At 64.1% G+C, this 17,454-nt stretch carries 15 protein-coding genes; 8 read left to right on the forward strand and 7 right to left on the reverse strand.

What is annotated here, in order from left to right; all coding sequences use genetic code 11:
* Nucleotides 1-62: 62 nt before the first annotated feature.
* Together PZL22_RS18920 and PZL22_RS18925 are read left to right on the forward strand one after the other, a co-directional pair.
* A complete protein-coding gene (locus tag PZL22_RS18920; protein ID WP_013844983.1) occupies nt 63-1,457 on the forward strand; it encodes a M20/M25/M40 family metallo-hydrolase in 1,395 nt (464 codons plus the stop codon).
* A gap of 363 nt (nt 1,458-1,820) precedes the next feature.
* Nucleotides 1,821-2,768 carry a lysylphosphatidylglycerol synthase transmembrane domain-containing protein gene (locus PZL22_RS18925; RefSeq protein ID WP_003531919.1) on the forward strand — a complete coding sequence of 316 codons (948 nt, stop codon included), beginning with the start codon at nt 1,821-1,823 and terminating at the stop codon, nt 2,766-2,768.
* A 66-nt stretch (nt 2,769-2,834) separates the two neighbouring features.
* Here the strand turns inward: PZL22_RS18925 and PZL22_RS18930 are convergent, their stop codons facing one another.
* Nucleotides 2,835-3,326: a hypothetical protein gene (locus tag PZL22_RS18930; RefSeq protein WP_003531916.1), complete on the reverse strand. Its 492-nt coding sequence runs from the start codon at nt 3,324-3,326 to the stop codon at nt 2,835-2,837.
* A gap of 98 nt (nt 3,327-3,424) precedes the next feature.
* Entirely contained in the window at nt 3,425-4,348 is a 924-nt protein-coding gene (locus tag PZL22_RS18935) for a DMT family transporter (protein WP_033048914.1), read from the reverse strand.
* 502 nt (nt 4,349-4,850) lie between these two features.
* Between PZL22_RS18935 and PZL22_RS18940 the strand changes: the two genes are divergently transcribed.
* The 3 genes from PZL22_RS18940 (at nt 4,851) to dnaJ (ending at nt 10,668) form a co-directional block, all read left to right on the forward strand.
* Nucleotides 4,851-7,112, forward strand: coding sequence for a transglycosylase domain-containing protein (locus PZL22_RS18940; protein WP_003531912.1), 2,262 nt, complete (start codon nt 4,851-4,853; stop codon nt 7,110-7,112).
* A gap of 216 nt (nt 7,113-7,328) precedes the next feature.
* Nucleotides 7,329-9,254 (forward strand): molecular chaperone DnaK, encoded by a 1,926-nt coding sequence (dnaK, locus tag PZL22_RS18945; protein WP_003531910.1) that lies wholly within the window; start codon nt 7,329-7,331, stop codon nt 9,252-9,254.
* A gap of 274 nt (nt 9,255-9,528) precedes the next feature.
* Nucleotides 9,529-10,668: a molecular chaperone DnaJ gene (gene dnaJ, locus PZL22_RS18950; RefSeq protein WP_003531907.1), complete on the forward strand. Its 1,140-nt coding sequence runs from the start codon at nt 9,529-9,531 to the stop codon at nt 10,666-10,668.
* A gap of 172 nt (nt 10,669-10,840) precedes the next feature.
* Here dnaJ and PZL22_RS18955 read toward each other — a convergent pair whose 3' ends face one another.
* From PZL22_RS18955 to PZL22_RS18970, 4 genes are all read right to left on the reverse strand, one after another.
* Nucleotides 10,841-11,725, reverse strand: a complete 885-nt coding sequence (locus PZL22_RS18955) for a DUF2182 domain-containing protein (protein ID WP_003531905.1) — start codon at nt 11,723-11,725, stop codon at nt 10,841-10,843.
* Nucleotides 11,726-11,729: 4 nt separating this feature from the next.
* Nucleotides 11,730-12,365 (reverse strand): DUF1326 domain-containing protein, encoded by a 636-nt coding sequence (locus tag PZL22_RS18960; protein ID WP_003531903.1) that lies wholly within the window; start codon nt 12,363-12,365, stop codon nt 11,730-11,732.
* Between the two features lie 113 nt (nt 12,366-12,478).
* On the reverse strand, nt 12,479-13,483 hold the full coding sequence (locus tag PZL22_RS18965) for an inorganic phosphate transporter (protein WP_003531901.1): 1,005 nt from the start codon (nt 13,481-13,483) through the stop codon (nt 12,479-12,481).
* The gene (locus PZL22_RS18970) at nt 13,483-14,127 is read right to left on the reverse strand and encodes a DUF47 domain-containing protein (RefSeq protein WP_003531900.1); all 645 of its coding nucleotides are present in this window, start codon (nt 14,125-14,127) and stop codon (nt 13,483-13,485) included. The genes PZL22_RS18965 and PZL22_RS18970 overlap by 1 nt, the downstream gene beginning before the upstream one ends.
* A gap of 234 nt (nt 14,128-14,361) precedes the next feature.
* Between PZL22_RS18970 and recF the strand changes: the two genes are divergently transcribed.
* Genes recF through PZL22_RS18985 form a run of 3 tightly spaced genes read left to right on the forward strand, consistent with a single transcriptional unit; the run spans nt 14,362 to nt 16,767 of the window.
* Nucleotides 14,362-15,486: a DNA replication/repair protein RecF gene (gene recF, locus PZL22_RS18975; protein WP_003531898.1), complete on the forward strand. Its 1,125-nt coding sequence runs from the start codon at nt 14,362-14,364 to the stop codon at nt 15,484-15,486.
* A gap of 26 nt (nt 15,487-15,512) precedes the next feature.
* Entirely contained in the window at nt 15,513-16,289 is a 777-nt protein-coding gene (locus tag PZL22_RS18980) for a molybdopterin-synthase adenylyltransferase MoeB (protein ID WP_003531896.1), read from the forward strand.
* Between the two features lie 7 nt (nt 16,290-16,296).
* A complete protein-coding gene (locus PZL22_RS18985) occupies nt 16,297-16,767 on the forward strand; it encodes a GNAT family N-acetyltransferase (RefSeq protein ID WP_003531894.1) in 471 nt (156 codons plus the stop codon).
* Here the strand turns inward: PZL22_RS18985 and PZL22_RS18990 are convergent.
* Complete coding sequence (locus tag PZL22_RS18990; RefSeq protein WP_003531892.1) at nt 16,760-17,410, reverse strand: TetR family transcriptional regulator; 651 nt, start codon at nt 17,408-17,410, stop codon at nt 16,760-16,762. The genes PZL22_RS18985 and PZL22_RS18990 overlap by 8 nt on opposite strands.
* Nucleotides 17,411-17,454: the final 44 nt, after the last annotated feature.

The following is a 17,454-nucleotide window of genomic DNA, read 5'->3' on the forward strand; positions in this document are numbered from 1 at the left end:
GTTTTCGCTTAAAGCCGCCGGGTTTCGATTCTAGTTTTGCCGCGAAACCAAAAAGGATTCGCATGATGGCAGATATCACCCCGGTTCTCGAGCGAGCCGACGCAAATCTCCCGCAGAGCCTCGAGCGGCTCTTCGACCTCGTCCGCATCAAGTCGATTTCCACCGATCCCGCCTTCAAGGCGGAGTGCCGCAAGGCTGCCGAGTGGCTGGTGGCGGAACTCGGAACGCTTGGATTCGAAGCCTCGGTGCGCGACACGCCCGGCCATCCGATGGTCGTCGCCCATCACGCTGCCGAGAAGGCGGACGCTCCGCATCTGCTCTTCTACGGCCATTACGATGTGCAGCCGGTCGATCCCCTCAACCTCTGGGAGACGCCGCCTTTCGAGCCCTCCGTCAAGGAGGTCGAGCCCGGCCGCAAGATCATTACCGGCCGGGGTACGGCCGACGACAAGGGCCAGTTGATGACCTTCGTCGAGGCAGTGCGCGCCTATAAGGAAGCCCGTGGTGTCTTGCCCTGCCGCATCACCATTCTCTTCGAGGGCGAAGAGGAATCCGGCTCTCCGTCGCTCAAGCCCTTCCTCGAAGCCAATGCCGGGGAACTCAAGGCCGACTACGCGCTTGTCTGCGACACCAGCATGTGGGACCGGGAGACGCCCGCGATTTCGGCAGGCTTGCGGGGCCTCGTCGGCGAGGAGGTCGTCGTCAAGGCGGCGGACCGCGACCTGCACTCCGGTTATTTCGGTGGCGCGGCGGCGAACCCGATCCACATCCTGGCCGAGATTCTCGCCGGCCTTCACGACGAGACCGGCCGCGTGACGCTCGACGATTTCTACGAAGGCGTCGAGGAGACGCCGGCGGAGATCAAGGCTACGTGGGAAACGCTCGGCCAGACCGCCGAGAAATTCCTCGGCGAGATCGGCCTCTCGATCCCTTCCGGCGAAAGGGGCCGCTCCGTGCTCGAACTCACCTGGGCGCGGCCGACCGCGGAGATCAACGGCATCACCGGCGGGTATACCGGCGAAGGATTCAAGACGGTGATCGCCGCGGAAGCCTCCGCCAAGGTTTCGTTCCGCCTCGTCGGCAAGCAGGACCCGGCCAGGATCCGCGAAAGCTTCCGCGCCTATGTGCGCTCGAAAATCCCGGCGGACTGCTCCGTCGAATTTCATGCGCATGGCGGTTCGCCGGCTATTCATCTGCCCTATGATTCGGCGCTGCTGACCACGGCGAAGGCGGCACTTTCGGATGAATGGCCGAAGCCCGCCGTGGTCATCGGCATGGGCGGCTCCATACCGATCGTCGGCGATTTCCAGCGGATGCTCGGCATGGAATCGCTGCTCGTCGGGTTCGGTCTTTCCGACGACCGCATCCACTCGCCCAACGAGAAATACGAGCTCACGTCCTTCCACAAGGGCATCCGCTCGTGGGTCCGCATTCTCGACGCACTCGGCACGCGGTAAGGCATTGCAGGCGGGGGGCTATGGTGAACACCGTTCGGCCATTGTCCACCGCCTTCAGCCCTGAATGACAAATCGCACCCGCTCGACGGATATCAAGTCGACTTTGCTTGACCTGCCTGCCTTGGGATGCTTCCCTTTTTGAAAACAAATCAAAGTGGGAAATGGGCTGTTGGCAAGTGCAAGGATCGGGACGCCTCGTCCCGAGCATGTTTCTTTCAATACGCAGAATGGGCATCGCCACCTCGGCGGAACCGCGATGCGCTTGGCGTGCCTCCAACCGGCCGCTGCTGATGGACACGCGCATCGCCGCGACACTTCGCTTGTAAATCGATTTCCGCCGGGGAATCGCGCAGAAGCCCCGGCATGAAACGGCTCAAGGCATATTTCTGGCCCGTCGTCGGGCTGGCGGCGATTTTGATTTCGGTGCGCGCGCTCGTCGATGAACTGCGCGGCCTGTCTCTCAACGAATTCCTGGCGAGCTTCCAGGCCATATCGCTCGAAAGCTGGCTGCTCGCGATCGGTTCGACGCTTGTCGCCTATGCGGCGCTTGCCGCCTATGACCGGCTGGCGCTCGATCATCTCGGCCACCGCATCTCGCTGTGGTTCATCACCCTCTGCTCGTTCACCACCTATGCGCTTTCGCACAATCTCGGCGCCTCTGTCTTTTCCGGCGCGGTGGTGCGCTACCGCGCCTATCGGTCGAAGGGCCTGACGCCCGGAGAGGTGGGCGTGCTCGTCGCCTTCTGCTCCTTCACCTTCACGCTCGGCACGCTGATGCTCTCGGCCATCGTGCTGCTCCTGAGGCCGAATATCATCGAGAGATTTTCGGAGTTCCTGCCGATCGAAATGTCCTTGACGACGGGGTGCCTCATTCTCGCGCTCATCGCGCTCTACGTCCTAGGCAGCCTGGTCGGCATGCGGCCGCTGCGCACGCGCTGGTTCCAGCTGCATTACCCGCGGCCCTCGATCGTGCTTAGGCAATTGATCATAGCCCCCGTCGAGCTCCTGGGCGCTGCCGGCATCATCTATTTCGCGCTGCCGGAAGCCGGCAATCCCGGCTATGTGGTCATTCTGGGCATCTTCCTCGCATCCTTCTCCGCTGCGCTGCTCTCCCATGCGCCGGGCGGAATCGGTGTGCTTGAGTTCGTCTTCATCGCGGCGCTGCCGGAAATGGATCCGGCCGACGTTCTGGCCGCGCTTGCCATTTTCCGGCTGCTCTACCTCCTCGTGCCTTTCGTGATGGCGCTCGTCGTCATCCTCGTCTTCGAGCATTCCCGCTTTCTGGCCGAGCGTGGCGCGAAGGAGCCGTAGGGTTTCGATTGTGCTAGAGCGCCTCCAGCAAACCGCTACGCACTTTTCCCGGAATTGCTCGAGGCATCAGGGGACGTTGCAGGTGGCGGGGATCGCCTCCTCGATGGGGCCTTCGGCTTCGTCGAGCCGCGCCGTCTCGATCTGATAGGGCGTGAAGGGCGGCACCTGCAGCGACGGATTGATGATCCTCGTCACGTAACAGCCGGAGAAGAAGCGGGCCTTTCCGCCTTCTTCGATGGATTTGATCGCGACCGGAACGGCAGAATAGATGCTGCCGGCAGCGCCCTCCGTGAGGACCTTGCCGAACTTCGCTTCCACTGACACCGTCTTCGCGTAACCGTCCGCGAAGGCTTTGAATTCGCCGACGGGCCTCGACGCGCCGAAGTAGCCGTAGGCTCTGGCATATTCCTTCCGATTGATCGCGTTGTAGAGCGAGCGGACGAGCGCCGCGCCGTCGGAGCGGTCGTCGACATAGGGGAATTCTTCCTGTGCCCTGGCCTCGATACCCTGCGCGGCAAGGGCGGCAAGGGCAATCAGCGCGGTGCAGCGAATCCTCATACTCTCTCCTTTCGAACGACGAGCCCGCCGGCCGAGAAGCCGGCGCGATCGCGAGTGTCCGGCACGAACCCGACGATTTTGAGTCGAAGGAGAAGACCTTACCGCGGCGGCAGGCGGGATTTCTGCCGGCCGACGACATGCTCGCGCCAGAGGGTGAAGATGCCGGCGGCGACCACCAGCACCGAGCCGATGATCATGCCAGTCGTCAGCGTCTCGCCGAAGATGGTCACCCCCATGATGGAGGCGAAGACGAGCTGCAGGTAGGTAAGCGGCTGAACCGCGGCGGCATCGAGTATGTCGTAGGCGCGGATCAGAAAATAATGGCTCGACGTGCCGGTGATGCAGAGCAGCACCATCCAGACCCAGTCCGCCCCCGAAAGCGTCGCCCAGAAGAAGGGCCCGACGAGACTGATCGCGAAGGCACCGACGATGCCGGTGTAGAAGAAGCTGGTCATCGCCGAGTCCTCACGGCTGGCAAGCCTGGTGGTGATGACATAGAAGGCGAACATCACGGCTGCGGCCAGCGGCAGCAGAAAGTTCAGGTCGAACGAGCCGTCTTCCGGCCTCAGGATCAGAAGAACGCCGAGGAGTCCGACGGCAATCGCCGACCAGCGCCGCCATCCGACCCGTTCGCCGAGCAGCGGCATCGACAGGAGCGCCACGAAGAGCGGGGTGGCGGCGAGGATCGCCTGCGAATGCGCCAGCCCGACGATGGTGAAGGACGTGATCACCACGACGATCTGCACGGGCAACAGGACGCCCCGCAGGAGCTGAATGAGCGGCTTTCTCGTCACCGCGGTCGCGGCAAAACCGCCTGGCGCCCGCGCCGCGATGGCCGCAGCGAACCCGGCAAAGGCCCAGTAGCGGATCATTGCCACGAAGACCGGCGGGTAGATGGCGCCCAGATGCTTCGAGATGCCGTCCTGGATCGAGAAGATGACGATCGCCAGAAGTGCGAAGACGTAACCGTTTGTCTTGGATCTCATGGGGTGGTGATACACGCGCTTTGCGGCCGCAGCCACGAGTTTTTCGCCCTATGCATCTCGCCTGACCCGAAGCGCGTCGCGCGAACGCCACGCGTTTTAGGCATCGCCAGATACAGAAAGACCCCGAGCCGGGAGGAGGTGGCTCGGGGTCTTAAACTTGATCGGTTCTGGGAGGAGGAGTGAACCGACCGAATGCCGGGCGCCGTGGGAGGAGGTACAGCGCTTCGACAAGGAGGAGGATAGATCATTCTCGCTGAGGTAATAGTGCGAATGTTGCATTGCAGCATTGCACCAGATGCAAGACGGCGTTCAGCCTTCCAAAGGTCCGGACCCGGGAAGCCAGCGCCGATGCAAGGTTTTGAACAATCTGCCTTTTTCGCAAGAGAGCTCTTAACTCCCCCTTAAATTGCCGCATTTAAAGTACAACGGATCGGCACCAGCGGAGGGGGTGGAGCCTCCCGCACGACAACGGCACGGCCGGGATCGCTTGCGGGCGATGGGCACCCGGTCCGGCCCCAAAGGGATATTTCCTTCCGGCATGGCGAGCGGCAAATCAGGACAGCGGATCGAGCCTTCCTTCGGCGGTAACGACGGCGACGGCGGCGACCTGCGCGTCGATGCGAGCGATCGCGTCGCGGGCGGCGGCAGCAAGCCGAGGCGCGCCAAGTCGCCCGAACGCGGCGCCAAGCGAGAAAAGCGCGGCAGGCGCGCCGGCGGCCGCGGCTCCGGGAGAAGTGGTTCCGGCGGCGGGTTCTTCGGCCTCGTCCGGCGGCTCGCCTATTGGTGCGTCGTGCTCGGCATATGGGGTGCGATCGGCGTCGGCGGGCTCGTGCTCTATTACGGCGCGCGCATGCCGAGCGCGACGAGCTGGTCGATCCCCGAACGGCCGCCCAACGTCAAGATTCTCGCGGCGAATGGCGACATAATCGCCAACAGGGGCGCGACCGGCGGCGAGGCGGTCGCTCTCGAAGACATGTCGCCCTATATCCCGCAGGCGGTGATCGCCATCGAGGATCGCCGCTTCTATTCGCACTTCGGAGTCGATCCGCTGGGGCTGGCGCGCGCCATGCTCACGAACGTCATGAGCGGCCGCATGGTCCAGGGCGGCTCCACGCTCACCCAGCAGCTTGCCAAGAACCTGTTTCTCTCGCCGGAGCGGACGCTGGAGCGCAAGGTGCAGGAGGTGCTGCTCGCCTTTTGGCTGGAGCAGAAATACACCAAGGACCAGATCCTGGCGATGTATCTCAACCGCGTCTTCTTCGGGTCGAACGCCTATGGCGTCGAGGCGGCCTCGCGGCGCTACTTCAACAAGTCGGCGCGCGACGTCAATCTCGGCGAAGCGGCGCTGCTCGCGGGCCTTCTGAAGGCTCCTTCACGGCTGTCGCCGGCCCGAGACCCCGAAGCGGCGGAGGAGCGCGCACAGCTCGTGCTCGGCGCAATGCGCGAGGAAGGCTTCATCAGCGATTCCGAGATCAAGACGGCCATGTCGCAGGCACCGACACGGGCAAAGAGCTTCTGGTCCGGCGCCGAGCACTATGTCGCCGACATGGTGATGGACCAGGTCCCCGGCATGATCGGCGAAGTCACGCAAGATCTCGTCATCGATACGACCATCGACCTTACGCTCGAGAAGAAGGCGGAGGAGGTGCTCGCCGAGAGGCTCGAGACCGAAGGCGGCAAGCTCAACGCCTCCCAGGCGGCGCTCGTCTCGATCGACGGCACAGGCGCCATCCGGGCGCTCGTCGGCGGCAGGGACTATGCCGAAAGCCAGTTCGACCGCGCCTCCAAGGCGAAGCGCCAGCCGGGCTCGGCCTTCAAGCCCTTCGTGTATGCGGCGGCGCTCGAGATCGGCCGCACGCCGATGTCCGTGCGCAACGACGCGCCGGTCCGGATCGGCAACTGGACACCTGAGAACTACGATCAGAAGTACCGCGGCGAGGTGACGCTCGCCGATGCGCTCGCCAATTCGCTGAACACCATCGCCGCCCAGCTCGTGATGGAGGTCGGGCCGCAGAACGTGGTCAAGCTCGCGCACCGGCTGGGCATAGATTCCGACATGCAGGCCAATGCATCGATCGCGCTCGGCACGTCGGAAGTGACGCTGGTGGAGCTGACGTCCTCCTATGCGCCCTTCATGAATGGCGGCTTCAAGGCGACGCCGCACGTCATCCGGCGCATCTCCACCGCCGATGGCACCGTGCTTTACGAGAACACCTACGACAACCCGCCGCGGGTGCTCGATCCGGCGATCGTCAGCGAGATGAACCGTATGATGGTGCGCGTGCTGACGGACGGCACCGGCAAAAATGCGCGCCTGCCGGGCTGGGAGGCGGCAGGGAAGACCGGAACGACGCAGTCCTTCCGCGACGCGCTGTTCGTCGGCTACACCTCCAACCTCGCGACCGGCATCTGGTTCGGCAACGACGACGGAAAATTTATGAAAAAGGTCACCGGCGGCGGCCTTCCCGCCAGGGCCTGGCACGATTTCATGGTTGCGGCGCATGAGGGCCTTTCGCCCTCGCCGCTCTTCGGCACGACGGGCGTGCAGCCGGTCTTTGACGAGGGCGGCATCGCTGCTGCCGGCGAAATGCCGGCCGATGGCTTCGACGCGGGTAGTCCCGATGTCTTCCCCGAGCGTCCGGCAGGCATGGACGGCGTCGAAAGCATGGACGGCATGGCCGCCGTCGATCAGGTCCGGCCTGCAGAACAGGCCGGAGGGCCAATCCCGCCGGCCGGCGTCGGAGAGACCACCGGTGGAACCCGCCGAACGACGCTGTTCGACCTGCTGACCGGCGGCTGAACCAGCGGCAGCGGGCCGCCGCCGGGTGTTTGTGGAAGACGGCTTGCATTTGCCGTCGATCCCCCCGCAGAATGCCTTGCAGTCCGAAACGCCGGTCCTTATATACGCCGCATCGATGCAGCCGCGGCTGCGATGAGACACAAAGACCATCCCGTTAGGGGCTGTCCCACGAATGCCTGACCGGGTTCCGACAGTCCGCTGCAAGGAGAGAACGACATGGCTAAAGTTATTGGTATTGACCTGGGAACGACCAACTCCTGCGTCTCCGTCATGGACGGCAAGGACGCGAAGGTGATCGAGAACGCGGAGGGCGCGCGCACGACCCCCTCCATGGTGGCATTCACCGAAGACGGCGAACGTCTCGTCGGCCAGCCGGCCAAGCGCCAGGCGGTGACCAATCCAGAGAACACGCTTTTTGCGATCAAGCGCCTGATCGGCCGCACCTTCGAGGATCCCACGACCCAGAAGGACAAGGGGATGGTCCCCTACAAGATCGTCAAGGCCGACAATGGCGACGCCTGGGTCGAAGCCCACGGCACCAGCTACTCTCCGTCGCAGATCTCCGCGATGATCCTTCAGAAGATGAAGGAAACGGCCGAGTCCTATCTCGGTGAAAAGGTCGAAAAGGCCGTCATCACCGTTCCGGCCTACTTCAACGACGCACAGCGCCAGGCCACGAAGGATGCCGGCAAGATCGCCGGTCTCGACGTGCTGCGCATCATCAACGAGCCGACCGCAGCGGCACTTGCCTACGGCCTCGACAAGAAGGAAGGCAAGACGATCGCCGTCTACGATCTTGGCGGCGGCACGTTCGACATCTCGGTTCTGGAAATCGGCGACGGCGTCTTCGAAGTGAAGTCGACCAACGGCGACACCTTCCTTGGCGGTGAAGACTTCGACATGCGCCTCGTCGAATATCTTGCCTCCGAGTTCAAGAAGGAGCAGGGCATCGACCTCAAGAACGACAAGCTCGCGCTGCAGCGCCTGAAGGAAGCTGCCGAAAAAGCGAAGATCGAGCTCTCGTCCTCGCAGCAGACCGAAATCAACCTGCCGTTCATCACGGCGGACGCTTCCGGTCCGAAGCACCTGACGATGAAGCTGTCCCGCGCCAAATTCGAGAGCCTGGTCGAAGACCTGATCCAGAAGACCATCGCGCCCTGCAAAGCCGCGCTCAAGGATGCCGGCGTTTCGGCTGCCGAGATCGACGAAGTCGTTCTCGTCGGCGGCATGACCCGCATGCCGAAGGTTCAGGAGACGGTGAAGCAGCTCTTCGGCAAGGAGCCGCACAAGGGTGTCAACCCGGATGAAGTGGTTGCCATGGGCGCCGCGATCCAGGCCGGCGTTCTGCAGGGCGACGTCAAGGACGTGTTGCTGCTGGACGTCACCCCGCTATCGCTCGGCATCGAAACGCTTGGCGGCGTCTTCACCCGCCTGATCGAGCGCAACACCACGATCCCGACGAAGAAGAGCCAGGTCTTCTCGACGGCCGACGACAACCAGTCCGCCGTGACGATCCGCGTCTCGCAGGGCGAGCGTGAAATGGCGGCCGACAACAAGCTGCTCGGCCAGTTCGATCTCGTCGGCATTCCGCCGGCACCGCGCGGCGTGCCGCAGATCGAGGTCACGTTCGACATCGATGCGAACGGCATCGTGCAGGTGTCCGCCAAGGACAAGGGCACAGGCAAGGAGCACCAGATCCGCATCCAGGCCTCCGGTGGTCTTTCCGACGCCGAGATCGAGAAGATGGTCAAGGATGCCGAAGCCAATGCGGAAGCCGACAAGAAGCGCCGCGAAGGCGTAGAGGCCAAGAACCAGGCCGAAAGCCTGGTCCATTCTTCGGAGAAGTCGCTCCAGGAACATGGCGACAAGGTTTCCGAGACGGACCGCAAGGCGATCGAGGATGCAATCGCAGCGCTCAAGAGCGCCGTCGAAGTTTCCGAGCCGGACGCCGAGGACATCAAGGCCAAGACCAATACCCTCATGGAAGTCTCCATGAAGCTCGGTCAGGCGATCTATGAGGCTCAGCAGACGGACGCCGCCCATGCGGATGCCGCCGCCGACGCCAAGCGCTCCGGCGATGACGTGGTCGACGCCGACTACGAGGAAGTCAAGGACGAAGACGACCGTAAGCGGTCGGCCTGACGGCTTCGCCTTTCGATGAACGGGCCCGGGAGCGATCCCGGGCTTTTTCATAGATGGTTCACCGGCTGCAGTCCCAAGGCGCGGAAGCGAACCGACCCTGCGGAGGAAAGTGGCTGCGAAACCGCCGTTTTCCGACAAAAAACCGCTTCCGCCCCGACTTGGCTATGGTATCGCGCTTAAAGGTTTACTAAATCCTGTGGCAAGATAATCAGGCAGCCGTCGGATCCTTCGCGCTGGCAAGCCCTGTCGCTGATAACAGGACGATCTTTGAAGCATGAAACGTGATCTTTACGAAACGCTTGGCGTTCAAAAAAACGCGGACGAAAAGGAGCTGAAGAGCGCCTTTCGCAAACTCGCGATGAAATATCACCCGGACAGGAATCCCGGCGACCAGGAGTCGGAAAAGTCCTTCAAGGAAATCAACGAAGCCTATGAGACGCTGAAGGATCCGCAGAAACGCGCGGCCTATGACCGCTACGGCCATGCGGCCTTCGAGCAGGGCGGCATGGGCGCAGGCTTCGGCAACGGCTTCGCCGGCGGCGGAGCGCACGGCTTCTCCGATATTTTCGAGGACATCTTCGGCGAGATGATGGGTGGCCGTCAGCGCCGCTCGTCAGGCGGACGCGAGCGCGGCGCGGACCTGCGCTATAACATGGAGATTTCGCTCGAGGAGGCCTATTCCGGCAAGACGGCGCAGATCCGCGTGCCGACGTCCATCACCTGCGACGTCTGCACCGGCACGGGCGCCAAGCCCGGTACCAGCCCGAAGACCTGCGGCACCTGTCAGGGCACCGGCCGCGTCCGCGCGGCCCAGGGCTTCTTCTCGATCGAGCGGACCTGCCCGACCTGCGGCGGCCGCGGCCAGACGATCGCCGACCCCTGCACCAAATGCCACGGCCAGGGCCGCGTCGTGGAGGAGCGGACGCTCTCGGTCAACATTCCGGCCGGTATCGAGGACGGCACGCGCATCCGGCTTTCCGGCGAGGGTGAGGCCGGCCTTCGCGGCGGCCCGGCGGGCGACCTCTACATCTTCCTCTCAGTGAAGCCGCACGAATTCTATCAGCGCGACGGCGCTGATCTCTATTGCGCCGTGCCGATCTCTATGACGACGGCGGCGCTCGGCGGCAAGTTCGACGTCACCACCCTCGACGGCACCAAATCGCGCGTCACCGTGCCGGAAGGCACGCAGGCCGGCAAGCAGTTCCGCCTCAAGGGCAAGGGCATGCCGGTGCTGCGCTCCAGCCAGACCGGCGATCTCTATATCCAGATTCAAATCGAGACGCCGCAGAAGCTCACCAAGCGCCAACGCGAGTTGCTGCAGGAATTTGAGCAGATCTCGTCCAAGGAGAACAATCCCGAATCGACGGGCTTCTTCTCCCGGATGAAGGATTTCTTCGACACGTTGAGCGAGTGAGCCAATGCTCTGGGCGATTACGCCGCGCGCAGCCCCTCATCCCGCTGCCGCGAACTTCTCCCCGTTCTGACGTGGAGAAGGGACAAGCGGCGGCGCTACCAGTCCCCTTCGCCCCGCTTGCGGGGAGAAGGTGCCGGCAGGCGGATGAGGGGCCAAGCCGCGGCGCCATCACTTAAATCGAAGCCGAAATGAGCTGCCAAAGGCCGAACGCCGCGAGCAGAGATCCGGCGACGCGTGAGAGAACGCGGCCGGTCGGTATCACCTTCTCCGCGAGCACGAAGATGGCGATTGCCGCAATCCAGAGCACATTCATGATGCCGCCGACGAAAAGAAGCGTCATCAGCGCCCAGCAGCAGCCGATGCAATAGACCCCGTGGCGCAGGCCCAGTCCGACGGCTCCCGCGGGATCGCGGCGAAAACCGCCGTGCCGCTGCAGGAAGACGATCGGCGTCTGACATTGGCTGAGGCAGGCATCCTTGAGCGGCGTCCATTGGTAGAGACCCGCGATCACCAGCACGACACCGCTGAAGATGCGACTGGCGCTTGCCAGCGCCGGCGTCAGCAGGGTTCCCTCCATGAGCCATTGTCCAAGCGTCGCGACGAGCGCGAATCCCGCCCAGGCAAGGAGATAGCCGCCGGCGAAGAAACCGGTCGCGGCGAAGGGCTTGCCCGCTATCCGGCTTTGCCGGCCGACCCGGGCGTAGAGCAGGATCATCGGCGTTGCCGAAGGCAGCATCATGCCGACCATCATCACGATCCACATGGTCAGGGTGACGCCGGCTTCCACGGAACTCCAGGGACGCGGCGAGATGCCGAGGACGGTGCCGAGCGACAGGGCGCCACGGGATCCCATCTCCATGCCATCCATATCCATGGCAGGGTCCATCTTCATGTCCGCTTCCATGCCGGGGGCAGACATGCTCATGCCGTCGATGTTCATGGCTGCCGCCAGCCAGAGCGTGTATGTCCAGGCGACCACCGTCAATGCGACGAGCGACGCTGCCACGATTGCCCGATCCCGTCGCAGCAAGCTTTCAAGCGCGGTGTCGGGCGGCATGGCGTCAGTGAACCACGCCGCTTCCGGTCATGTGCAGTCTGGCGAAGTGGGCGTGCGAATCGGCGAGCGAAACTGCCAGCGGCCCGCTCGTCTCGGCCCAGCCGCGCCCCACCTCGCAGCGGTCATATTCGAACCCGTGCGGAAGGTTGATGCGCGCGTGATGCTCCTCACCGGTCACCGGATTGACGATGGGCTCGCCGCGAGCCTCCATCCATCCCGGAATATTGACCCGCGCCGAGCGTCTTTCGACGTCGATCTCGAAATCGATCGGCGCGAAAACCGGATCGTGGAAGGTCTCGAAAGTCGTCGCGAACACCTGGAAGAAGGTGGCGCCGGGCTCGGTGTCCTGGCCGCTCATGATCCGCAGCAGCGCCTCCCGCTGCTCGTCGGAGGCACGCTCGTCGATGATCGGAACCACCGCGCCCCTGCCCTCGTGAATGGCACCGGGCCAGGATACGATCATGCCGCACCTCAGGCCGTCGAGCCGGGTATCGCCATGGTGCCCCTCGTCGATGTCGACGATCCCGATCGCGCGGCAATGCCCCTCGGTGGGCAGTGCGTTGAACTGGCACGGGCAGCCATAGGCGCAATTGCAATGGATGAATTCGCGGCCCTTGATCGTCCACTCGACGTCCGTCATCGTTTCCTCCCCAGATACGATGGAAGTTCACTCTTCTCCGGATGCAATTCCATTAGATCGCGGAAATATACTCCCCGCCGCCGGCAATGCCAACGGGGTGCCCGGCGAAAGCGTCAGGCGACGAGGTCCGCGGCGAAATAGCAGAGCGCCGAGATCAACGCTGCCGCCGGCATGGTGATCACCCAGGCAACGACGATGTTGCCGGCAAGCCCCCACCGCACCGCCGATACGCGCCGCGCCGCGCCGACGCCGATGATCGCGCCGGTGATTGTGTGGGTGGTCGAAACCGGAATGCCGAGCCAGGTCGCGGCGAACAGCGTGATGGCGCCGCCCGTCTCGGCGCAGAATCCCTGCATCGGGTTGAGCTTGGTGATCTTCGAGCCCATCGTGTGGACGATTCTCCAGCCGCCGAAGAGCGTGCCGAGCGCGATCGCCGCCTGGCAGGTGATGACCACCCAGAAGGGCACGTAGAATTCCGAGCCGAGATAGCCCTGCGAGAAGAGAAGCACGGCAATGATGCCCATGGTCTTCTGCGCATCGTTGCCGCCATGGCCGAGCGAATAGAGGGAAGCCGAAACGAATTGCAGCACCCGGAAGGTGCTGTCGACGGCAAAGGGTGTCTGGCGAACGAACAGCCAGGAGACGATCAGCACCAACAGCAGCGCCAGAACGAAGCCGATGCCCGGCGACATGACGATGGCGCCGGCCGTCTTCAGCAGGCCTTGCCAGACGATGGAACTGAAACCGGTCTTGGCCAGGCCGGCGCCGACGAGACCGCCGATGAGCGCGTGCGAGGAACTCGACGGGATGCCGAAGACCCAGGTAACGATGTTCCAGGTGATGGCGCCCATCAGCGCCGCGAAGATCACCTGCGGCGTGACGATACCCGGATCGATGATGCCGGTTCCGAGCGTTTCGGCGACGTGCAGCCCGAAGAAGAGGAAGGCGATGAAGTTGAAGAACGCCGCCCAGAAGACCGCATATTGCGGCCGGAGCACGCGGGTCGATACGATGGTCGCGATCGAATTGGCCGCGTCGTGCAACCCGTTGAGGAAGTCGAAGAAAAGCGCGACGGCGATGAGCCCCACGAGCAGCGGGAAGGCGAGCGTCGCATCCATCAGACGTTCTCGATCACGATGCCGCTGATTTCGTTTGCCACATCCTCGAAGCGGTCGACGACCTTTTCCAGTTCGCCGTAGATCTCGCTGCCGATGATATAGGCCATGGGGTTGGAAGCGCCATGGCGCCGGAAGAGATCCTTCAGGCCCTGCTCGTGCAGCTGGTCGGATCTATCCTCGACATGCGTCACCTCCTCGGCGATGGCGCTGAGGCGATGAGCATTGGCACCGATCCGGCTGAGGAGCGGAATGGCCTCGGCGACGAGATGGGCGGCCTCGACGACCGCCGCACCCATGGCCTGCATGCCGGGATCGAAGCTCTTCTGCTCGTAGAGACGGATGGTTTTCACCGTCTTGTGCATCATGTCGATCGCATCGTCCATCGACTGGATGAGATCCTTGATGTCGCCGCGGTCGAAGGGGGTGATGAAGCTGCGGCGGACGGCCAGCAGAACCTCGCGGGTGATCTCGTCGGCCTCGTTCTCGAGCGCGACGATGCGGTCGCAATGGCTTTCGATGTCCGGGCCGCCGGCAAGCAACGCGTTCAGTGCCTCCGCCGCACCCATGACGGTGCGCGAATGATCGGCGAAGAGGTCGAAGAAACGGTCTTCCCGGGGGAGGAGCTTGCGAAACAGGCCGAGCATCAGCGATCCATCCAACTGTCGATTGTCACGCAGTTGTCATATTGTACTTGCGCGCTCGGGGAAAGTTCCGATGCGGCCGAAAAAAACGGCTTTCCCACAGGCGATTGGGGCGGAAATGCGCAGCCCGGATACGGAATCGCCGCAGGCGGGGGAGAGGCGGACAGAACACCCTTTCCGCCTTGCCTTGGCCGGGCTTTCATCCTACCTGACAGCAACGTCGATATCGGACTTGCAATGCCCCACAAGGTCTTTCTCACACGCCTGAAACTGAGCGACTTCCGCAACTATGCAACGCTGGCGCTCGACCTCGACCAGCGCCATGTGGTGCTGACCGGCGAGAACGGTGCGGGCAAGACCAATCTGATGGAGGGGGTCTCCTTTCTTTCGCCCGGGCGCGGTTTGAGGCGCGCTGCCTATGCGGATGTCGCCCGCGTCGGCGCCCCCGATGGTTTCTCGGTCTTCGCCGCCGTTGATGGCATGGAAGGGTCGGTGGAGATCGGCACGGGCACTCAAGGGACCGAGGAGGGGCAATCACGGCGCCTCAGGATCAACGGCACTGCGGCCCGCACGGTCGACGAACTCACCGATCACCTCAGGGTGCTGTGGCTCACTCCGGCGATGGATGGCCTCTTCACCGGCCCTTCCGCCGACCGCAGGCGCTTTCTCGACCGGCTGGTCCTGTCGCTCGATCCCGAACACGGCCGCCGCGCCAGCGAGTTCGACCGCGCCATGCGCAGCCGCAACCGGCTTCTCTCGGAATTCCGGCCCGATCCCGCCTGGCTGTCGGCCATCGAGCGCGAAATGGCCGGGCTCGGCATCTCCATGGCGCTTGCCCGTCAGGAGATGCTCGGCCTGCTCTCGGCCCTCGTCGAGCGGAGCCGGAGCGATGGGACCTTTCCGTCCGCAAGCCTGTCGCTCGCCGGCTTTCTCGATGACTGTGCCGGCATTCCCGCCTTTGAACTCGAAGAGCGATATCTGGCAATGCTCGCCGAGGGCCGTGCCCGCGATGCGGCCGCGGGCCGCACGCTGGACGGGCCGCACCGCAGCGATCTCCTGATCCGCCACCGGGAAAAGGACATCGAGGCCGAGCGTTGCTCGACCGGCGAGCAGAAGGCGCTGCTCGTCGGCCTGGTGCTCGCGCATGCACGGCTCGTCGGGGATATGACCGGCCACGCCCCGGTGCTGCTGCTCGACGAAATCGCCGCCCATCTCGATCAGGGACGCCGCGCCGCCCTCTTCGATCTGGTCGATGGGCTCGGCGGCCAGTCCTTCATGACGGGCACCGACCGGGCGATGTTCGACGCCCTTGGCGAGCGCGCTCAATATCTGGCCGTTGCAAACGGCCGCGTTTCGGGGTGACATGCAGCGCCCTGCGCGAAAATTACATGGAGACGCACATGACGACCGATGCGACGCTCGCTCCTTCGGAGATTGCGCGCTACGCACGCCACATCGTGCTGCCGGAGATCGGCGGCCCGGGGCAGCAGAAACTCAAGGCCGCGCGCGTGCTCGTCATCGGCGCGGGCGGGCTCGGCGCGCCGGCTCTGCAATATCTGGCGGCCGCCGGGGTCGGCACGCTCGGGATCGTCGACGACGACGTGGTCTCGTTGTCGAACCTGCAGCGTCAGGTGATCCATGCCACCGCCGATATCGGGCGGCCGAAGGTCGAGAGCGCCGCAGCGGCGATCGACGCCCTCAACCCGCATGTGAAGGTCGTGGCGCACCCGGTCAGGCTCGGCCCCGCAAATGCCGATGCGCTCTTCCGGCAATACGATCTCGTCGTCGACGGGTCGGATAATTTCGATACGCGTTATCTCGCCGCCGATACGGCCGAGGCGGCAGGCGTGGCGCTCGTCACCGGTGCCGTTGGACGCTTCGACGGCTCCGTCACCGTGCTGAAGCCCTACGGGACCGATGCGGAGGGGCACCCGAACCCCTCCTACCGCGATCTCTTCCCGGAGCCGCCGCCGCCGGGCACCGTACCGACCTGCGCCGAAGCGGGCGTCTTAGGCGCGCTCACCGGCGTCATCGGCACGCTGCAGGCGATGGAAGCAATCAAGCTCGTCACCGGCATCGGCGAGCCGCTGATCGGCCGTCTGCTGCTCTACGATGCGCTCGCCGCCCAATTCAACACGATCCGCTATCGGCGCGGCACGCGCTGAGGACGGCATGGAGACCGTCCGCATCGACGAGGGCTTCGACCGTTACGAGGAGTTGCTGTCGCTGATCCGTGCGTCCTTCGCCTATATGGACGGCCGTATCGATCCGCCCTCGTCGGCCCATGCGCTGACGGCGGCGTCCCTCAACCGGAAAGCAAGAGACGAGATCGCCTTCGCGGCCGTCGCCGGGCGCGAGCTCCTGGGCTGCATCTTCTGCAAGCCGGAAGCGGATTGTCTCTATATCGGCAAACTCGCCGTCGCTCCCGGCCGCCAGGGAAAGGGAGTAGGGCGGATGCTCATCGCCGCCGCCGAGGAAACGGCGCGCGATCTGAGCCTGCCTGCGCTGAGGCTCCAGACACGCATCGAGCTCGCCGGAAACCAAGCCACTTTCGCGGCCTGGGGCTTCGTGGAGATGGCGCGAACCGCCCATCCCGGCTTCACCCGCCCGACCTCGGTCGAGATGCGCAAAGTACTCAGTTAGGGCCGAGGCGGGAGGAGGTATCGCCGCGAGCCGGCACCCGCCGGAAGCCCGCAAAGAGAGACTGGAGTGCTTCGCTCCCCTGGGCCACGAGGTCGAAGCGGCGGCCGAAGAGCAGCCATTCGGTACAGAGCCCCATCATCATCCAGCGCAGGGCCCGCGCCGCAGTCGGCGGCGCCCAGTGCTCCTGCAACTGACCCCTTTCCAGTGCGCGGGCGAAGGCAAGCTCGAGAAGGGCATCGTGGCGCTCCTCGATTTCGCGTTGGCGCACGAGAACGGCGGACATGTCATTGTCGTAGTCGCAGCGCAGCATGATCGCGAGAATGCGCTGCCGCTGCTCGTCCGCGGCCAGGGTCGTCAGCCAGTCGCTGGTCGCGCTCTCGACGATGGCGAGCGTGTCGAAGGCTTCCGTTTCGATCTCGCGTGCGATCATGTCTTCGTGGGGCAGCGGCACGGCCTCGTAAAGGGCGAGGAAAAGATCCGTCTTGTTGGCGAAATGCCAGTAGATGGCGCCGCGGGTGACGCCAGCCTCCTTCGCCACTTCCTCGAGCGTCGTGTTGGGAACGCCCTTCTTGTAGAACATCCGCTCGGCGGCGCACAGGATCTTCTGTCTTGTAGCCTCGGCGTCGGCCTTGGTTCGGCGCATTTATTCAAATTCTCCTTGAGCGACGGCCCGCCCGCCGTAGGTGG

The organism is Ensifer meliloti, from assembly GCF_030064585.1.
Lineage (GTDB): Bacteria > Pseudomonadota > Alphaproteobacteria > Rhizobiales > Rhizobiaceae > Sinorhizobium > Sinorhizobium meliloti.

Coding starts and splice junctions, on each gene's coding strand:
- PZL22_RS18920 (WP_013844983.1), top strand. CDS start 63: ATGATGGCAGATATCACCCCGGTTCTCGAGCGAGCCGACGCAAATCTC.
- PZL22_RS18940 (WP_003531912.1), top strand. CDS start 4,851: ATGGCGAGCGGCAAATCAGGACAGCGGATCGAGCCTTCCTTCGGCGGT.
- PZL22_RS18965 (WP_003531901.1), bottom strand. CDS start 13,483: ATGGATGCGACGCTCGCCTTCCCGCTGCTCGTGGGGCTCATCGCCGTC.
- PZL22_RS18955 (WP_003531905.1), bottom strand. CDS start 11,725: ATGCCGCCCGACACCGCGCTTGAAAGCTTGCTGCGACGGGATCGGGCA.
- recF (WP_003531898.1), top strand. CDS start 14,362: ATGCCCCACAAGGTCTTTCTCACACGCCTGAAACTGAGCGACTTCCGC.
- dnaJ (WP_003531907.1), top strand. CDS start 9,529: ATGAAACGTGATCTTTACGAAACGCTTGGCGTTCAAAAAAACGCGGAC.
- PZL22_RS18960 (WP_003531903.1), bottom strand. CDS start 12,365: ATGACGGACGTCGAGTGGACGATCAAGGGCCGCGAATTCATCCATTGC.
- dnaK (WP_003531910.1), top strand. CDS start 7,329: ATGGCTAAAGTTATTGGTATTGACCTGGGAACGACCAACTCCTGCGTC.
- PZL22_RS18985 (WP_003531894.1), top strand. CDS start 16,297: ATGGAGACCGTCCGCATCGACGAGGGCTTCGACCGTTACGAGGAGTTG.
- PZL22_RS18930 (WP_003531916.1), bottom strand. CDS start 3,326: ATGAGGATTCGCTGCACCGCGCTGATTGCCCTTGCCGCCCTTGCCGCG.
- PZL22_RS18925 (WP_003531919.1), top strand. CDS start 1,821: ATGAAACGGCTCAAGGCATATTTCTGGCCCGTCGTCGGGCTGGCGGCG.
- PZL22_RS18970 (WP_003531900.1), bottom strand. CDS start 14,127: ATGCTCGGCCTGTTTCGCAAGCTCCTCCCCCGGGAAGACCGTTTCTTC.
- PZL22_RS18980 (WP_003531896.1), top strand. CDS start 15,513: ATGGAGACGCACATGACGACCGATGCGACGCTCGCTCCTTCGGAGATT.
- PZL22_RS18990 (WP_003531892.1), bottom strand. CDS start 17,410: ATGCGCCGAACCAAGGCCGACGCCGAGGCTACAAGACAGAAGATCCTG.